This is a genomic window from candidate division WOR-3 bacterium, from assembly GCA_039802205.1.
GTDB lineage: Bacteria > Hydrothermota > Tepidihabitantia > SM23-42 > JAOAFX01 > JAOAFX01.
In genome coordinates this window covers 1-16,931 of the sequence record JBDRWD010000060.1, presented here as the reverse complement: position 1 = coordinate 16,931, position 16,931 = coordinate 1, and the positions used below count along the sequence as shown (strand labels likewise).

At 41.4% G+C, this 16,931-nt stretch carries 15 protein-coding genes; 11 read left to right on the top strand and 4 right to left on the bottom strand.

All coding sequences use genetic code 11. From position 1 onward, the window contains the following. The coding region (locus tag ABIL39_10440; protein MEO0166539.1) for a hypothetical protein at window positions 1–1,017 on the bottom strand (1,017 nt) is incomplete at its 3' end. Window positions 1,018–1,162: 145 nt separating this feature from the next. On the opposite strand from ABIL39_10440, the gene ABIL39_10435 reads away from it, so the two are divergent. From ABIL39_10435 to nrdD, 11 genes are all read left to right on the top strand, one after another. Next, a complete protein-coding gene (locus tag ABIL39_10435) occupies window positions 1,163–3,487 on the top strand; it encodes a YCF48-related protein (protein ID MEO0166538.1) in 2,325 nt (774 codons plus the stop codon). Window positions 3,488–3,763: 276 nt separating this feature from the next. Next, window positions 3,764–5,458, top strand: coding sequence for a S8 family serine peptidase (locus ABIL39_10430; protein ID MEO0166537.1), 1,695 nt, complete (start codon window positions 3,764–3,766; stop codon window positions 5,456–5,458). A 936-nt stretch (window positions 5,459–6,394) separates the two neighbouring features. Continuing rightward, the gene (locus ABIL39_10425) at window positions 6,395–6,799 is read left to right on the top strand and encodes an EamA family transporter (GenBank protein MEO0166536.1); all 405 of its coding nucleotides are present in this window, start codon (window positions 6,395–6,397) and stop codon (window positions 6,797–6,799) included. Continuing rightward, window positions 6,796–7,941, top strand: a complete 1,146-nt coding sequence (locus ABIL39_10420; GenBank protein ID MEO0166535.1) for a putative sugar nucleotidyl transferase — start codon at window positions 6,796–6,798, stop codon at window positions 7,939–7,941. Before ABIL39_10425 ends, ABIL39_10420 begins: the two co-directional genes overlap by 4 nt. Further along, window positions 7,938–8,870, top strand: coding sequence for an ROK family protein (locus tag ABIL39_10415; GenBank protein MEO0166534.1), 933 nt, complete (start codon window positions 7,938–7,940; stop codon window positions 8,868–8,870). The genes ABIL39_10420 and ABIL39_10415 overlap by 4 nt, the downstream gene beginning before the upstream one ends. Window positions 8,871–8,900: 30 nt before the next feature. After that, window positions 8,901–9,323 carry a hydrogenase iron-sulfur subunit gene (locus ABIL39_10410; protein ID MEO0166533.1) on the top strand — a complete coding sequence of 141 codons (423 nt, stop codon included), beginning with the start codon at window positions 8,901–8,903 and terminating at the stop codon, window positions 9,321–9,323. Next, window positions 9,323–10,288, top strand: a complete 966-nt coding sequence (locus tag ABIL39_10405) for an oxidoreductase (protein MEO0166532.1) — start codon at window positions 9,323–9,325, stop codon at window positions 10,286–10,288. Before ABIL39_10410 ends, ABIL39_10405 begins: the two co-directional genes overlap by 1 nt. Window position 10,289: 1 nt before the next feature. After that, window positions 10,290–11,750, top strand: coding sequence for a Ni/Fe hydrogenase subunit alpha (locus tag ABIL39_10400; GenBank protein MEO0166531.1), 1,461 nt, complete (start codon window positions 10,290–10,292; stop codon window positions 11,748–11,750). Between the two features lie 74 nt (window positions 11,751–11,824). Continuing rightward, window positions 11,825–12,268: a hydrogenase maturation protease gene (locus ABIL39_10395; GenBank protein ID MEO0166530.1), complete on the top strand. Its 444-nt coding sequence runs from the start codon at window positions 11,825–11,827 to the stop codon at window positions 12,266–12,268. A gap of 106 nt (window positions 12,269–12,374) precedes the next feature. Beyond that, on the top strand, window positions 12,375–12,848 hold the full coding sequence (gene nrdR / locus ABIL39_10390) for a transcriptional regulator NrdR (GenBank protein MEO0166529.1): 474 nt from the start codon (window positions 12,375–12,377) through the stop codon (window positions 12,846–12,848). Beyond that, window positions 12,830–15,253, top strand: a complete 2,424-nt coding sequence (nrdD, locus tag ABIL39_10385) for an anaerobic ribonucleoside-triphosphate reductase (GenBank protein MEO0166528.1) — start codon at window positions 12,830–12,832, stop codon at window positions 15,251–15,253. Before nrdR ends, nrdD begins: the two co-directional genes overlap by 19 nt. On the opposite strand, the gene lspA is transcribed toward nrdD, so the two are convergent. From lspA to ABIL39_10370, 3 genes are read right to left on the bottom strand one after another with little or no spacing between them, the layout of a single operon-like run. Then, entirely contained in the window at window positions 15,250–15,741 is a 492-nt protein-coding gene (lspA, locus tag ABIL39_10380) for a signal peptidase II (GenBank protein ID MEO0166527.1), read from the bottom strand. The genes nrdD and lspA overlap by 4 nt on opposite strands. Continuing rightward, window positions 15,707–16,075: a TraR/DksA C4-type zinc finger protein gene (locus ABIL39_10375; protein ID MEO0166526.1), complete on the bottom strand. Its 369-nt coding sequence runs from the start codon at window positions 16,073–16,075 to the stop codon at window positions 15,707–15,709. Before ABIL39_10375 ends, lspA begins: the two co-directional genes overlap by 35 nt. After that, entirely contained in the window at window positions 16,068–16,775 is a 708-nt protein-coding gene (locus ABIL39_10370; GenBank protein MEO0166525.1) for a tetratricopeptide repeat protein, read from the bottom strand. The genes ABIL39_10375 and ABIL39_10370 overlap by 8 nt, the downstream gene beginning before the upstream one ends. Between the last annotated feature and the right edge of the window lie 156 nt (window positions 16,776–16,931).

Sequence of the window (16,931 nt, the reverse complement as noted above, 5' to 3'; positions counted from 1 at the left end):
AAGCAGCGTCTTCAACCTTTTCTTTCTTTGCTCGTCAATACCTTCAAGGGATTTGAGAAGCAGTTTTTCTGCAGTATTATAATCTTCAAGGTCTATGAACTGGACCGCAAGGTCATAGAGGAATTCATAAAATGGACTTTTGTGTTGTGATACAAGATGATAGCAATGACGGGCAAGACGGAATGCTTCAGTCAATTTTAACATTTGCACCAGGGTGTGGCATTTTGAAATAAGTAAGGTAAAACGAATTGGCATTAAATCTTTTGCTTTTCTATCATTGTCAGGTAGAGATTTTTCAATTTTTTCTGTCCATCTCTTTTGTTCTTCAGGATTGCCAAGCCAGGATAATGCAACAAGCAAAGCCATACCAATTCTTAATGCCGAATAATTCCACTCATTCTTGATAGATTTTTTATATAGTATTTTTGCTTTTTTGATATATTCCGACAATGGGATTTTGCCGAATTCCATTGTCAATCTTTCAATTTTACGTCTTGTATTTAAAAGTCTTTCTGGTAAATTTAAAACCAATTCATTCTTGGGCAGTGGGGGTAAGGAATTTAAGATTTTTGCTGATTCTTTTAATTTGCCGTCGTTAAATAGCCGCCGGGCGTGTTCTAACTTTAACTTTGTTTCCTGAGAAGGAATAATGAATTCGGTAAAGTCATTGCAAATGTTCAAACGATCAAAGCCAGAATATCCATATCTTTTCCAGATATTCCATATTCCACGGCTGGTGATTTTTATTTTCTTCTTGAGCAATACCCTCCGTGTCTGTTCCAGCGTGAGCCACGGGTAATTTTCTTTATACTTTATAACCTTATTTTCAATATACCCTGGAGACCGATTCCAGGGACGAAACAGCGGTTGCGTCCTAAATTTTTTAAAATATTTCAGCCATTTAAAGACTGTTTGATAATGGAGATTAAATTTTTTTGCGGTCTTTCTGATTGAAGATTTATTTTTAAAATATTCGTCAATGACCCCATAAAATAATTCTCTTTGTTTGTTATGCATCTGCGGTAAATTATATACTATAATTCAGAATATGTCAAGTAATTATAATATGTATCGCTGTAACCAGTAATTACTATTGCGATTGTGTTGTGTGTGGTTAATTTGGTACACATTTATATATAAATATTTAGAGAAAGGGGGTATTATGAAAATTGGAATTTGGTTTGGTATGTTCTTAATCGTTTCTTTTGTTCATTCAGCTAACCTCCCCTGGACCTGGCAGAATCCATTACCTGAAGGTAATGAATACACTGATGTCTGTGTAATCAACGAAAATATTATTTTTGTTGTTGAAGAAGAGGCAGGAACCATTTTAAAGACGACAAATGGTGGCTTGGCCTGGGATGTAAGTTTCACACCTTATCCTGATTCCCAGCCTGGTTATTATGAACTTTATGGTATTGATTTTCCTGATTCGCTAACTGGCTATGCAGTCGGTAATTTCTGGGGTTCAAACTGGAATACAACATATCATGCTGTAATTTTAAAAACCACAAACCAGGGTGCAACCTGGACATTCCAGTATCTTGGCGCACAGAATACCTGGCTTATGGATGTTGATTTTCCGCAGGGAAACAATCAGGTCGGATATGCAGTAGGGAGAAATGGAATGATATTAAAAACGACAAATGGTGGGCAAAATTGGGTTCAGCAAAATTCTGGCACAACCTATGAATTGCTTGCAGTACATTTTCCCGTTGATGCAAATACTGGATATGTTGTTGGTGGGAATAGAACTACAACCCCGGTAATCTTAAAAACAACAAACGGTGGTTCCAACTGGAATAGCCAGACAAGTCCAGCAAATGTGACTTACTGGGATGTGTGTTTTATTGATAATCAGAACGGTTATGCAGGGGGGTATACATTAGGTAGTGGTGGCAATGGTACAATTATTAAAACAACCAATGGAGGTAGTACGTGGCAACAGATATGGTATCAACAATACCGTGAAATTTATTCAGTACATTTTTTGAATGCCCAGGTCGGCTATGCCGGTGGTTGGGCACACTCAAATTCGGGCTGGAGTGGAAGTTTCATTATGAAAACAACAAACGGAGGTAGTAGCTGGACTCCAGTCTTTCTTCCGAAATTTATGACTTATGTTTTACCGATTGGTTTTGCCAATACACAGACTGGCTATGCTGCAGGATATGTCTATGACCAGAATGGTGGCCATGGCCAACTTTTGAAAACTACGGATGCGGGCACATCCTGGAATTTCTTAAATACAGGTCCTGAAGGAATTTTTTGGGCTGTTGATTTTCCGGAGAGCGACCAGGTTGGTTATGCGGTTGGCGATGCAGGATATATATGCAAGACAACTGATGGAGGTGCAACCTGGGTACAGCAAACAACAGGAACCGGGCAGGTATTCTATGATGTTGATTTTCTTGATAATCAACTCGGTTTTGCAGTTGGTGCTAATGGAACATTTTTCAAGACAACCAACGGTGGTAATGTCTGGACTCCAAAAAATTCAAATACTACAGCCACCCTGTATGCAGTGAAATTCATAAATTCGCAAATTGGTTACATTGCTGGACTGGGAAGTACTGGTGGAGTGATAATGAAGTCTACGGATGGTGGTGATAACTGGATAAGTCAAACCATTCCTAATAATAATACTTATCGGGCAATCCAGGATTTATTTTTCTTTAATGCGGATACTGGTTATGCAGTTGCGGGTGCCACACCTTCTTATGGTGGTGCAGTTGGACTTGTATATAAAACCACTAATGGTGGTCAGACCTGGGTTGAAAACTATGCACCATCTTCAGCAAATTTCTACGCAATAGATTTTCCTGAGAATTCACAGATTGGTTATATATCAGGATTGATGGGCAGTACAGGTCAATACAAGATGATAAAAACCACTAATGGCGGAAATTCCTGGACTGGCCAGAGTCTTGGTGGTGGTATTGTTCCCGCAGTTGGTGTATCCTTTGCAGATAATCTCATTGGTTATGCGGTATTCAGACCTGGTGGATACCATATGATGATGAAGACGACTAATGGTGGGACAAGTTGGTTTCCGATTAATTCTTTGACCTGGCATGGTTATGAAGATATACAGGCAATCAATGCGAACGTTGTTTATGCTGTTGGTAGGGGTGGGATGATACGTAAGACAACAAATGGTGGACAGGTTTGGATTGCGGAGGACGAAGGAGATGAAGATATAAAGGTTGATGATCATCATCAAAGTTTGTGGGTCTACCCTAATCCATTCAGGAACAATGTCCATATCAGATGCAGGATACACGATACGGGATACATGATAAAGATTTATGATGTTTCAGGCAGGGTTGTTAAGTCTTTCAATCTTGAATCTTGTATTCTGAATCATGAATCCAGTATCACCTGGTTCGGAGATGATAATCTGGGTCGTGACTTGCCTGCAGGTGTTTATTTTATCGTGCCTGAGGATAAAAGTTCGTCACCCGTGCGGGTGGTGAAGATAAGATGAAAAACCCACCCCCTTTCTGGCACCCTGGGATGCCTTCGGGCATCCCAGGAATTTCAAAGAAATGTAAGTTAATTAACATAAAATATTTTGTAATAATTTTAGTTAAAAAAGGGATGGTACTTCCAGACTTTATGCAGCAAATTAGATATTATTGACAAAGTAAAAATAATTATTATAATTTATCATCTGAAAGGGGGTGAGAATAAATGAGTTAAAATATGGTGCGCTGGAGTACAGGTTCAATTCAAATAATGAGAACTGAAAAAGGAGGTGTGTATGTTTAATTTATTGCTTGCGTTTCTTTTTGTAGCAAGGCCAGTGATACCGGGTAAGATGACTCCGGAACTGGCGCAGATTCTGCATAATACATCAGATAACGAAAAGATACTCGTTATCGTCCATATGGCTACCGAATATCCTTATGACCAGCTTCGGGGAATGACACCGGTTGAAAAGTGCAAGGTATTCGAGAATATTGCATTAAACTCACAACGCGAGATTGTTGAATATCTTAAGGCATTACCAAGAGAAATAGCCGAAGTCGGTGGTCAATTCTGGATATTCAATGGATTCCATTTAAAGGCGACAAAGGCAGTGGTCCATGAACTCACCAAACGTGATGATATCTGGTTTATCTGCCATAATGCAACAATAAATCTTGAGCAGGAAATGGTCGAAAAATGTGATTCACGTACACCAGAATGGAATATTACAAAAGTTATGGCGGAATCATGCTGGGCAAATGGTTATAACGGAGAGGGAGTCATCGTCGGGCATATCAGTACTGGCTGCGATGTTTCTCATCCGGCATTAATCGGCAAATGGCTTTCTCCTTACTGGATTGACCCGGTATATGGCAATCCAGCACCATATGATGACCTTGGTCGTGGAACTCATGCTATCGGCGTTATTTGTGGCGGTGATGGCCCTGGTCCGTTTGCTGACGATGTCGGGATTGCTTATGGTGCTAGATATATCCCCACCAAATGTTCTAACAGTAGTGGTTCAACTAATTATGCCTTGATCGACCAATGCATGCAATACCTTGCTAACCTCAAACAGAGTGGGGTTGATATTAAGGTTATCAGTAATTGCTGGAATTCAATCAACGGTTCAGATCTACACTGGTGGGATCTTATTCTTAACTGGAAAAATCTCGGTATCCTTCCTGTATTCCCTGTCGGAGGTAATGGTCCAAATCCAGGAACGATTGGTTCACCGGCAAGTTATCCTACTGTCATCGGTGTTGGTGCAACTGATTCACAAGATAATATTGCAAGTTTTTCATCACGTGGTCCTGCGCCGAATATCTATCCAATCAATGATTCATCTTACTGGTATTATCCGTCATGGAATCTATTAAAGCCCGACATTGCTGCTCCAGGCGTAAATATCCGCTCCGCAATACCGAATAGTGGATATGCTACATATTCCAGCACTGCAAGGGCTACGCCTCACATATCGGGTGCCGCAGCAATTTTATTCCAAAAAGACCCTGAACTCACGGTGAACGAATTGTATAATTTATTACGAGTTAATTGTGACCAACCTCCGCAGGGCGCGCCATATCCGAATAATAATTATGGTTGGGGAAGATTGAACATATGGAAGGCTTTACAGGCGATAACAGGCGTTAGAGAAGATAGTAAATCAGAAACAATGATTGAAATGTCTGTATCCCCGAATCCATTCCTGCATCGCTGCGTGATTAAATTCCAAATCCCAAGTATCAAATCCCAAACAAATTCCAAATCCCAAAATTCAAACGAAAATCTTGCTGTTCTGCGTATCTATGATGCTGCCGGTAGACTGGTAAAGGATTTTTCTCGGTTAACGGTAAACGGTGAACGGTCAACGGTTTTCTGGGATGGTTGTGATGATTCTGGTCGCAATTTACCTGCAGGTGTTTATTTTGTTAGGTTAGATGTGGATGATTTCAAAAAAGTGGAAAAGGTTGTATTTTTAAGATGATAGAAGTGAGGTGAGGAAATGGGTACGGAATTTAGAAGCAGAAAAAGATGTTTTTTTGGAACAAATAACAAAATCCTTTAGACAATACGGGCGGCAAAACCGTATAAGGAATAATCACACCTTCTTTGAAAAATAGGCAATAACTAATTTTGCAAATTGGTCTACTTTTGATTATAATTGATCAAGTCATTCTTCTTTTGGTGCCTAATGGCACATGGTAGTAAACAATCTTGACTAAACACCGCGCAGTTCTTATCATCTCCACCGGTATTCCCGTTGTCGTCTTTTTGTGATTATAGTAAGCACCAAAATAAAAAGAGGTGCGGATTGATGAGTGTGCAGCTTCAACAAATCATTATACAAGACAGTAAGCGGGGCAAATACCTCACCAATGCCCGGAATGGTCTTTAATAATGCTACTTCAGGTTGCTGGTCAAATTCATCTTTTATTATCTCGATGATTTCCTTTATCTGTTCCCTAACATAGTCTAACCATTTAAGATGGACTTTTAAAAGATAATTTTTTCTTCAGATAGATTTAAATTACCAAGAAAATGGCGACCATGCTGTCCAAATAAATCTGTGACTGAAGAACAGCGATATGAACGGTTCTTGGAAGATTAGTAAGAACAACATCTTCTACCTCCGTAAGATTTTCTAAAAGTTTGTAATTCAGCTCCTACCTGCTTCCAGGACTGCCCGAAAATGATTATCACCAGAAGAATTTAACAATCTTTCAAAGGCTTCGTTGGTGTTGGGCAATTTTTCGTAATCATCGCTTACCATCTTCATCCAACACGGTTACGGTAGATGAATGCTTATGGACATCTACACCCAGGTAGAGATAATTTTTATCTTCAGCCATTTGTACCTCATATGGGATTACTATTTTTCATTATATCCTTGACTTAGCAGAATTACTCGGTATAATTGACCATGGATTATATAAAATACGGCTATATTGCCTTAATAGGCTGGGGTTGCTGGGCGATCGGCAGTAAAATCATCAGTCAACATTTGAATGCGGTAAGTACCTCATTCTGGGTTTCGTTTTGGTCCCTGCTTTTTTTAGTTCTTTATCTCACTTTTTTTAAAAAGCCACTTCAATTTAACTCTTATTCGTTGTGGGCGATACCCATCGGGTGGATCTCGCTGGTTGCGATTCTGGCGTTTTATCAAGCACTAAAGACCGGACCAGCTTCAGTGGTAATCCCCTTGACCAATCTCTATGTTTTATTTCCTGTCATCTTTGGTTTTATAATTCTTAAAGAGCCCATAACTCTAAACCGAATCATCGGTATTGCCTGTGCAATTCTTGCTACAGTTCTGCTTTCCAAATGAAGGTGGTTCTCTACGAAGATAAACCCGGGCAATTCTTTCCCCTTATCAATTTTTATCCACAATTTAATCTCCGGATCGGGATGAAGACGATTGGTGAAAACACTGCCTTTTATTTTCCTAAATTTCGTTTTGAATATATCGCCCGGGAGATATTTAATTTTAAACTGAACTTAAAAAATGAACCGGTCATGTATCTTTCCGCTCGTTTATTATTGAAAGAAAAACTCCCATTGCCATATGAAGAGACAAAATTTATCGTGGATGAATGCGAGGCAGGATTTGTTAAATTCAATCCTCCTTTCCCACAGAATTTTGAGGAAATAGCGAGTACCCTAAAAATGATAAAGAAAAAAAGAGAGATTTCAGGAAGAATGCTTAATTACCCATGGGATTTAATACGCTACAATCAGGAATTTATCGTTGAGCATTTTAAACAGATCAGAAGAAAAACCCGGATTTCACGAAGTATTGAATTTATTGGCTCACGCAAGAATCTTTATATCGCCCGCGATGCAATCGTAAATAAATATGTTTTTTTTGACTGCCAGGCAGGTCCCATATATATTGACAAAAGAGCAGAACTACGACCATTTACAACCATTGTCGGACCGGCTTATATTGGTGAAGGGACAATTCTGGACCGGGCGAAAATTATTAAATCGACAATTGGACCATATTGCCGGATAGGTGGCGAAGTAGAAGAGTGTATTTTTCAAGGTTTCACCAACAAATACCATGAAGGATTCATTGGCCATTCATTCATTGGTGAATGGGTTAATATCGGTGCCCTCACCACCAACTCCGATTTAAAGAATAACTATTCAACAGTGCGGCTGAAGATAGGCAAGGAAATTTATGATTCCGGAATGATGAAACTCGGTTGTTTCATCGGTGATCACACCAAATTGGGGATTGGGACTCTTATTCCTACGGGAGCAGTGATCGGTAGTTTCGTAAATTTCTTCGGCGGCGGCATGATGCCAGCATATGTGCCCTCCTTTAGATGGCTTGGTCCTGGAATTGACCAGGAATATGATGTGGAGAGAGCGATTAGGACTACAAGAATCGTAATGGAACGCCGGGGAATCATTCTTTCTCCGGAGTATGAAAAATTGATAAGAATAAACTTTGAAAACCGATGAACTATACACTCGGTATTGACATCGGGGGAACAAATATCAAAGCCGGATTGGTCCAGGAAGGTAAGATCACCAAAAAAATAAATCTTCCCACATCTTCAGCGGAAGGGCCGACTATCTGCTTAAACCGGATAAAATCAATAATTGAGAGATTCATAACTTCCGTGTCGAAGATTGGTATAGGTATCGCTGGAATAATTGATTCTCAGAAGGGAATTGTGAGATATTCTCCGAATTTAAAAGGCTGGCAGGATATTGAGCTAAGGCGTATATTAGAAGAAGAATTTAAAAAGCCAGTAGGTATCCTCAACGATGTCAATGCGATTCTTCTAGGCGAATGGGTTTATGGAGCGGGAAGAGGTTGCAAGAATGCTTTTCTTTTTACTTTGGGAACAGGTGTAGGGGGTGCTGCAATCTGTGAAGGCAAGATGCTCTTTGGAGCCCATGGATTTGCCGGTGAGTTTGGACACACGGTTATAAATTTTAATGGACCAAGATGCCTCTGTGGGAATTATGGCTGCCTGGAGAGATATACCGGTGCCAGATACATAGTAGCCCTTGCCCAAAGAAAGATGCGCAAAGAAAAAAGCAGTTTGAGCAAATATAAAGTTTTGACTCCAAAGGTTATCGCTCAGGAGGCGCGAAGAAATGATAAAGTTGCCCGGGAAGTTTTTGAGACAATCGGAAACTATATCGGTATCGGCGTGAGTAATATTATTAATCTATTTGACCCCGAGGTGGTGATCGTCTCCGGGGGTATTGCCCGTGCCGGGAAGGTTCTCTTTGAACCCATCAGAAAAACCGTTCAGGCGCGAATCCTTGGGTTCAATTATCGGAAGGTGAAGATTCTTCCTGCCCGACTAGGGGATAATGGTGGTATCCTGGGAGCATCATACTTTGTTCAACAAAATTTGCTTGACTTTTTCCGATAATTAAATAAAATAGATGCCAGCAGGAGCGTTATTATGAATGAAAACTTTGAACCGAAAATCGTCGGATTCATGTGTAAATGGTGTACTTATGCAGCAGCCGACCTTGCAGGGGTGAGTCGGTTACAATATCCTCCCAATATAGTCCCAATAAGACTCATGTGCTCCGGCGGTCTGGAACCTTCTTATGTATTAAAGGCATTGCAGGAAGGTGCGGATGGTGTTTTTATTGGTGGTTGTCATTTTGGTGATTGTCATTATCAGACTGGAAACTATCAGACTAATAAGCGAATTGCGTTGTTAAAAAAGTTACTGGAAGAAATGGGAATAGATAAAAGAAGGGTGAGACTGGAATGGATTTCTGCAGCAGAAGGTGTAAAATTTGCTCACACCATTAAGGAGTTTGTTGAAGAGATTAAAAAATTAGGTCCTAATCCCCTTAAAAAGGAGGCATGATGGCGAAGCCTAAGGTAGCCTTTTACTGGTGTGCCTCATGTGGAGGTTGTGAAGAGGCTGTTGTTGACCTTGCCGAGGATATTTTAAAAGTAGTTGAGGCGGTAGATATTGTGCTCTGGCCAGTGGCCCTCGATTTCAAATACAAAGATATTGAGGCGATGCCGGATAAATCAATCTTGGTCAGTTTCATAAATGGAGCAATCCGAAACTCAGAACAAGAACATATCGCCAAGCTTTTAAGACAGAAGTCACAGCTTATAGTTGCCTTTGGTGCCTGTGCCCATCTGGGAGGCATCCCGGGTCTGGCAAATGTTGCCAACAGAAAAGAGATATTTGAGACTGCATATAAATTGACCCATACCACCGTCAATCCTAAAGAAATCTTTCCTCAGTTAGTGACCGAGATACCGCAGGGAAAGCTTACCCTTCCTGAGTTCTATGACACAGTCAAATCATTGGACCAGACGATTGAGGTTGATTATTATCTGCCTGGATGTGCACCACCACCCGATTTGATAATGAAGGGAGTTCAAACCCTTCTATCCGGAAATCTTCCTCCTAAGGGGACGGTAATTGCCTCGGAAAAAGCACTCTGTGAAACCTGCCCCAGAAACAAAACCAAACCCGATAAGATGGTAATAAAAGAAATCAAAAGGATTCATGAGGTCATCGCGGATCCTGAGAAATGTTTCCTGGCAGAAGGTATAATATGTGTTGGACCAGCAACAAGAGGTGGGTGCGGTGAGCGGTGCATCAATGCCAATATGCCCTGCCGGGGCTGCTTCGGTCCCACGAAAGAAGTGATTGATCAGGGGGCAAAATTCTTATCAGCCCTCGCTTCAATCATTGATGCCAATACCGACGAGGAAGTCCAGAAAATAACCGAATCAATCATTGACCCAATTGGATTATTCTATATGTATTCTTTACCCACCTCAATTTTGCGCCGAAAGCAGGGGGTGTAAAATGTATAAGGAAATAACAATCGACCCCATCACGAGATTAGAAGGACATGGGAAGATCGATATCTTTTTAGACGAGGCGGGGAATGTTGCCCATGCCTGTTTACAAGTTCCTGAATTAAGAGGTTATGAACGTTTTGCTGTGGGTAGGCTGGCAGAAGAGATGCCCCGCATCACGGAGACGATATGTGGAGTTTGTCCCACTGCTCATCACATGTGTTCTACCAAGGCACTTGATGATTTATATGGTGTCGAGCCACCCCCCGCTGCAAGGAAAATCAGAGAATTTCAGTATAATACCTTCATGTTTGAAGACCATAATCTGCACTTCTATTTTCTGGGTGGTCCGGATTTTATCGTGGGTCCGGATGCACCAGCGGCGGAGCGTAATGTCTTGGGTGTGATTGCTAAAGTGGGACTTGAGATTGGAAAAAAGGTGATTGATATCAGAAAGCGAACTCGAAATATCATCCAGACTCTTGGCGGCAGGGTGGTCCATCCGGTGAATGGATTGCCCGGCGGTGTTTCCCGCGGTATTACCAAGGAACAACAAGAAGAATGGAAAAAGATTGCGGAGGATGCGGTTGAATTTGCCAAATTCACATTAAAGGCTTTTGATGATATTGTCTTGAAGAATAAGGCTTATGTGGATTTAATCCTGGGTGATGTCTATAAACATAAGACCTATTATATGGGGCTCGTGGATGACAATAATAAAGTGAATTTCTACGACGGTTGGATTCGGGTGGTGGATCCAGAGGGTAAAGAGTTTGCTAAATTTAAAGCCCGAGATTATCTCAATCACATTGCAGAAGGTGTCGAATCGTGGACATACATAAAGTTTCCTTATTTAAAGAATGTCGGTTGGAAAGGATTTGTTGACGGCAAGGATAGTGGAGTCTACCGGGTGGCACCTTTAGGACGGCTCAATGCCTCGGATGGTATGGCGACACCGCTCGCCCAGGAATATTACGAAAAATTTTATCAAACCCTGGGTGGGAAACCGGTTCACCATACCCTCGCTACCCACTGGGCAAGAGTGATTGAGGCGATGCAGGCAGCAGAGAAAATGGTGGAGTTGATAAATGACCCAGAAATCCTTGACCCACGGATTAGAAATATGGATTTTAAAACTCCCAAAGTAGGTATCGGGGTGATTGAAGCCCCGCGTGGAACATTATTCCATCACTATGAAACTGACGAAAAAGGAAGACTGACCAAGGCAAACCTGATAGTCGCGACCGTAAATAATTCGGCAGCAATCAACATGTCGATTGAAAAGGCGGCAAGAATGCTCATTAAGAACGGGGTGGTCAACGATGGATTGTTGAATATGATTGAGATGGCATTCCGTGCCTACGACCCTTGCTTCGCCTGTGCTACGCATAATCTACCCGGACAGGTGCCGATTGAGATAAATATCCATAATGCCCAAGGTGAGATAATTCGGACCATAAAAAACTAATCTACCATTTTAGCTTTTGGGTCTCCTTTTTTAAAGGAGACTCTTATTTTACCCGATTATTAAAATAACCTAAGATGAAAAAATTAATTTTGGGGATGGGCAATGAATACTGGGGTAATGATGCGGTTGGAATAATCATTGCTCAGAAATTAAAAGAATTGTCGCCAGATTATGATTTAAAAACCGGTGCCTTCACCGGTATTGATTTTCTTGAGGCAATTGAAGGATATGATGAGGTGGTTGTGATCGATTGCATTTTGAATACAGATTTACCGGTGGGAAGGGTTTTGGAGTTTAAGATTGAAGATTTTACCCATCACCAATGTTTTTCTTATCTTCACAGTATGAATTTTGCAGCCGCCGTAGTCCTCGGCCGGCAATTGAATTTGAACCTGCCGGCACGCTTAAGGCTCTTTGGCATTGTCGTGGATAAAAAAGGCGCAGTAGGGGAGGATTTGAGCAATAATGTAAAAGAAAAGTTAAACGATATATTAGCTACCCTTAAGAACCAATTATAGCAATTTAAATTTTTCCCTTGACATAATTGAAATTATGAATATAATTGGTGGTGGCTCTATATATAGTGTTTTTTAAAATAAGCATACCATAGGAGAGAAGGAACTTATGAAATGTCCCAGATGCGGTCATGACCGTGATAAAGTGCTGGAAACACGAGCATCGCAAGCCGGGTCGGTGACACGCCGGAGACGGGAATGTTTGAAGTGCCATTTTCGTTTTACCACCTATGAAACGGTGGAAAGGATGCCGCTGGTTGTGATAAAACGGGATGGAACAAGAGAGCCTTACGACCGCTCCAAATTATTAGGTGGAATTGCACTGGCCTGCCGCAAAAGGCCAATCTCGGCACATAAGATTGAGTCAATCGTAAATGAGATTGAGGATTCGCTCTCGGACCGTTATAAAATGGAGGTAAAATCTTCAGAAATTGGGCAGATGGTTTTGGACCGTTTATTAAAAATAGATGAAGTGGCTTATGTGCGCTTCGCCTCGGTATATAAAAAATTCAAAAATATTGATAACTTTGCTAAAGAGTTGCAAAAATTAAAAAAGGAGCGAAGATGGAAGAGAAAACATTGAGAATCGGGATGGGAGAAGAAATTCCCAAAGATAAGATTTTTCAATATGTGATAAAAAGGGATGGTAAGGTCGTTCCTTTTGATAAATCCAAGATTGCCAATGCGATATTTAAAGCCGCGCGGGCGGTGGGAGGAGAAAATAGAAAACTTGCCGAAGCCCTGGCGGATGAGGTGGTCTTGTTTCTTTATACTGTAAAAGGGGATAAGCCACCCACGGTTGAAGAGATTCAGGATGCGGTGGAGAAGGTGTTGATTGAAAATGGCAATGCCAGGACCGCCAAGGCATTCATTCTCTATCGTAAACAACGGGAGATATTGAGAAAGAAAAAATTATTAGAGAAAAAACCTGAGGAGCGCGAGACGACTGATTATGCATTATTTGTCCGCACCTCGGATGACGATTTTGTTTCCTGGGACCGGTCCAAAATCGTCTCGGCACTGTTAAATGAAACGAACATCGACCGGGATACTGCTGAAAAGATTGCCCGGGAGACCGAAGAGACGATATTGAATTCTAATGTGGAACTACTTTCTTCTGCTTTAATCCGGGAAATCGTGAATATGAAATTGATTGAACACGGTCTGGAACATGCCCGACTCCGCCATATGCGTCTGGGAGTTCCACTATACGATGCTGAGAAGATCATCCTTTATGCTAATCGCGAGAATGCCAATATCCCTCACAATCCCGAGGCGACCAATATGACACTGGCAGAGACGATTAAGAAGCAGTACATGCTTTCGGAAGTTTTTAGCCGCGATGTTGCCGATGCCCACATCCGCGGTGATATTCATCTCCATGATTTGGGTTTTGGCGATCGTCCTTATTGTTCGGGCCAGTCTTTGGAGTATGTAAAAAAATTCGGTTTGAATTTACCGAATGCATTATCAATTGCCAAACCCGCAAAGCATCCGGATACCTTGCTTGCCCATATGGTCAAGTTTTCTGCCGCCCTGCAGGGTCATTTTGCGGGTGCCATTGGATGGGATGCGGTAAACATCTTCTTCGCTCCTTTTTTAACCGGCATGTCGGATAAGGAAATTCATCAGATTGCCCAGATGATGGTCTTTGAGTATTCCCAGCAATCGGTTGCCCGGGGCGGGCAGGCGATATTTTCCGACTTGAATATCTACTGGGAGATACCGAAACACTTCCGGGATGTTGATGCCATCGGTCCCGGCGGTGAATATACCGGAAAAAAATATATCGATTATCTTCCTGAAGCCCAGAAATTTGCCTGGGCATTGTTTGACATCTATCTTGATGGGGATGGAACTGGCCGGCCTTTCTTTTTTCCTAAACCCCTGGTCCATATCACTGAGGATTTCTTCCGCACACCCGGCTGGGAAGATTTTTTAAATCATATCGCCGAAGTATCTTCAAAACGCGGTAATACCTATTATGTCTTCGACCGGGGCGAGACCGCAAAGATTTCGGAATGCTGTCGATTATCTTTTCGCTTAGAACAGAATGATATTGACGATGCCAAGACTCCCTGGAAGATGCGCTACACTGCGCTCCAGAATGTGACATTGAATCTGCCCCGTGCGGCATATTTTGCCCAAGGCAACGATGAATTATTATTCAAGAAGATCGATCAGCTTCTGGATTACGCAGTGAAAGCACATCTCCAGAAAAAGGCATTTATTGAAAAATTGATCAATTTAAAAGATGAAGGTCCATTAGCATTGCTCACCATGGAACAGGATGGGGAACCTTATCTTCGTCTTTATCGTGCCACCTACCTTATTGGACTACTGGGTTTGAATGAACTTGTCCAATACCACACAGGTAAACAGATGCATGAAGATACGGAGAGTTTGAAATTCGGTTTGAAGGTTATCGCTTATATGTATCATCGGGTTAAAGAATTATCTAAACAATATAACATGCGCTTTGTCATGGAGCAGACACCAGCCGAATCCGCTGCACACCGCCTGGCACGTCTGGATCTTGAGCACCACCCCAATGAGGCATTAACGGTGGTGAAGGGAGATGTGAAGACAAATTCAGTGTATTACACCAATTCAACCTATTTGAATATCGGGGTTCCCATTGACCCGATTGAGCGGGTCAAGATTGAAGGTAAATTCCATGATATGATTGAAGCTGGTGCCCTGACCCATGTCTGGTTAGGTGAATCTCAACCTCCCAAGGAATCTATAGCCAATTTTGTCGTAAAAACATTCAATTACACACGCAATGCCCAGATTGCCTTCTCACCGGAATTTACCACCTGTAATTCTTGTTTTAGAACCTCTCGAGGTCTTGCAGAGGTGTGCCCATTATGTGGAAGCAAGAAGATTGACCACATCACCCGAGTCACAGGTTATTTCAGCAAAGTTTCGGGTTGGAATAAGGGCAAGAAGGCGGAATTAAAGGATAGATACAGGGTTAAATTTTAATCTTTTCTTTTCCAGAACAATTCGTTAATAATTAATAACCCCGCACTCACCACGACAAAGGCATCGGCGAGATTATAGGTAAACCAGCGGAGATTGCCGATGCCCATATCAATGAAGTCGATGACATATTTTAGTCTAATACGGTCAATGACATTGCCCAGCGCGCCCCCAACAATCAAACCGAAGAGCACGGTGCGGAATTTCGACTTCTGGGTGAGCCCGATATAGGTGAAAATCAAAATGCCAAAGAGGTGGAGGAAATAATAGACAAATGGTGGTCCAAATGAGAGACTGAAGACACCGTAGGGATTGTAGGCAAGATTGAATCTTAAATATGAGCCGATGATTTCCCGGGGTGGATCAAAGATGGTGAGAGTGCGGACGATCAATAATTTGGAAAATTGGTCTAAAAATAGTGCTAAAAAGAGGGGGAATAAAAATTGTTTGATATTTTTACTTACCGGTGCACTTGATACAGAATCTTGCATAAGGAACTATTTTTAATCTTCTTTTTTCGATCATTTTGCCGCATTTTTCGCAGATGCCGTAAGTTCCTTGTGCAATCTTTCTCAGGGCATGATCAATGCTAAAAAGGGTTTCGCGCTGACGCGATATATTTATTGAGGATAATTCCCTTTTTTCCGTCTCCGAACCTTGGTCCGCCATATGATTGGCATATGCTGAAAGATCACCAGATGCCTCGGTTTGGGTTACGGCAATCTGGCCGGTGGCGTAATCGATTCCTTTTAAAATCTTCTCACGCTCTTTCAGCAAAATTTTTTCAAATTCCTTTAATTCTGATTTTTTCAATTTTTTAACCATTCTTTTTCTCCTTCAGCATATTAAGATATGCCTTTGCCTTCACGTTAGTGGGATCAATCCTTAAAACTTCTTCCCATTCTTTTCGGGCATTTTCGTGCTTCCGTTGCTGATAATAACAAAGACCTAAAAGCACCCGGGCTTCAAGGTATTTTTTATTCCGGTTTAGTATCTCATGCAGAAGTTTCTCCGCTGCCTTGTAGTCACCGAGTTGATTGTAGGTCCGGGCGAGTTTCAATTTTATATCTAAAAAAGTGGGACTCACTTCTATGGCTCTTAAATATTCGTCACGGGCTTTTTTATACTCCTGTAATTCATAGTAAGTGTCGCCGAGTTGCATGTAGGTGTTGGCGAGTTTTATCTTTAACTGCGGTGAATATCCCTTTTCTTTGGTCTCCAAAGCCGCAGCTTTCTCAAAAGATTTTATCGCTTCATCAAACTGGCATTGTTCGTTATATATTATTGCCATATTAACATAGGCTTCAATGTATTCGGGGTTTAATTCAATCGCCTTTTTAAAACTCTCGATCGCATTTTTATAATTACCGGCGAGGGAATAAGCCAGTCCCAGTGCGTTATGGACATCAGGATAATTAGGATATGCTGCAGCAACCTTGCGCAATCCTTCAATCGCCTCCCGAACTTGTCCTTTTTCGTAGGCCTGTAATGCTTCGTTATAGATCTTTGCCGTTGTTGGATCCATACATTGAATTATATTTATAATCGTGGATTTGTCAAGCCAGCGATTTGAATCAAAAATAATCTTACCGAAGTGGGGTTATTTAATCAAAATAAAATATCTTACCCAAATACTTGAAAACATAGGCACCCCTGGATATATTCTATCCGAAAGGAGTGC

Excerpts from the sequence above, each read along its gene's own strand:
- nrdR (MEO0166529.1), top strand. The coding sequence starts at position 12,375 with ATGAAATGTCCCAGATGCGGTCATGACCGTGATAAAGTGCTGGAAACA.
- ABIL39_10415 (MEO0166534.1), top strand. The coding sequence starts at position 7,938 with ATGAACTATACACTCGGTATTGACATCGGGGGAACAAATATCAAAGCC.
- ABIL39_10395 (MEO0166530.1), top strand. The coding sequence starts at position 11,825 with ATGAAAAAATTAATTTTGGGGATGGGCAATGAATACTGGGGTAATGAT.
- ABIL39_10420 (MEO0166535.1), top strand. The coding sequence starts at position 6,796 with ATGAAGGTGGTTCTCTACGAAGATAAACCCGGGCAATTCTTTCCCCTT.
- ABIL39_10430 (MEO0166537.1), top strand. The coding sequence starts at position 3,764 with ATGTTTAATTTATTGCTTGCGTTTCTTTTTGTAGCAAGGCCAGTGATA.
- lspA (MEO0166527.1), bottom strand. The coding sequence starts at position 15,741 with ATGCAAGATTCTGTATCAAGTGCACCGGTAAGTAAAAATATCAAACAA.
- ABIL39_10425 (MEO0166536.1), top strand. The coding sequence starts at position 6,395 with ATGGATTATATAAAATACGGCTATATTGCCTTAATAGGCTGGGGTTGC.
- ABIL39_10435 (MEO0166538.1), top strand. The coding sequence starts at position 1,163 with ATGAAAATTGGAATTTGGTTTGGTATGTTCTTAATCGTTTCTTTTGTT.
- ABIL39_10405 (MEO0166532.1), top strand. The coding sequence starts at position 9,323 with ATGGCGAAGCCTAAGGTAGCCTTTTACTGGTGTGCCTCATGTGGAGGT.
- ABIL39_10400 (MEO0166531.1), top strand. The coding sequence starts at position 10,290 with ATGTATAAGGAAATAACAATCGACCCCATCACGAGATTAGAAGGACAT.
- ABIL39_10370 (MEO0166525.1), bottom strand. The coding sequence starts at position 16,775 with ATGGATCCAACAACGGCAAAGATCTATAACGAAGCATTACAGGCCTAC.
- ABIL39_10375 (MEO0166526.1), bottom strand. The coding sequence starts at position 16,075 with ATGGTTAAAAAATTGAAAAAATCAGAATTAAAGGAATTTGAAAAAATT.
- nrdD (MEO0166528.1), top strand. The coding sequence starts at position 12,830 with ATGGAAGAGAAAACATTGAGAATCGGGATGGGAGAAGAAATTCCCAAA.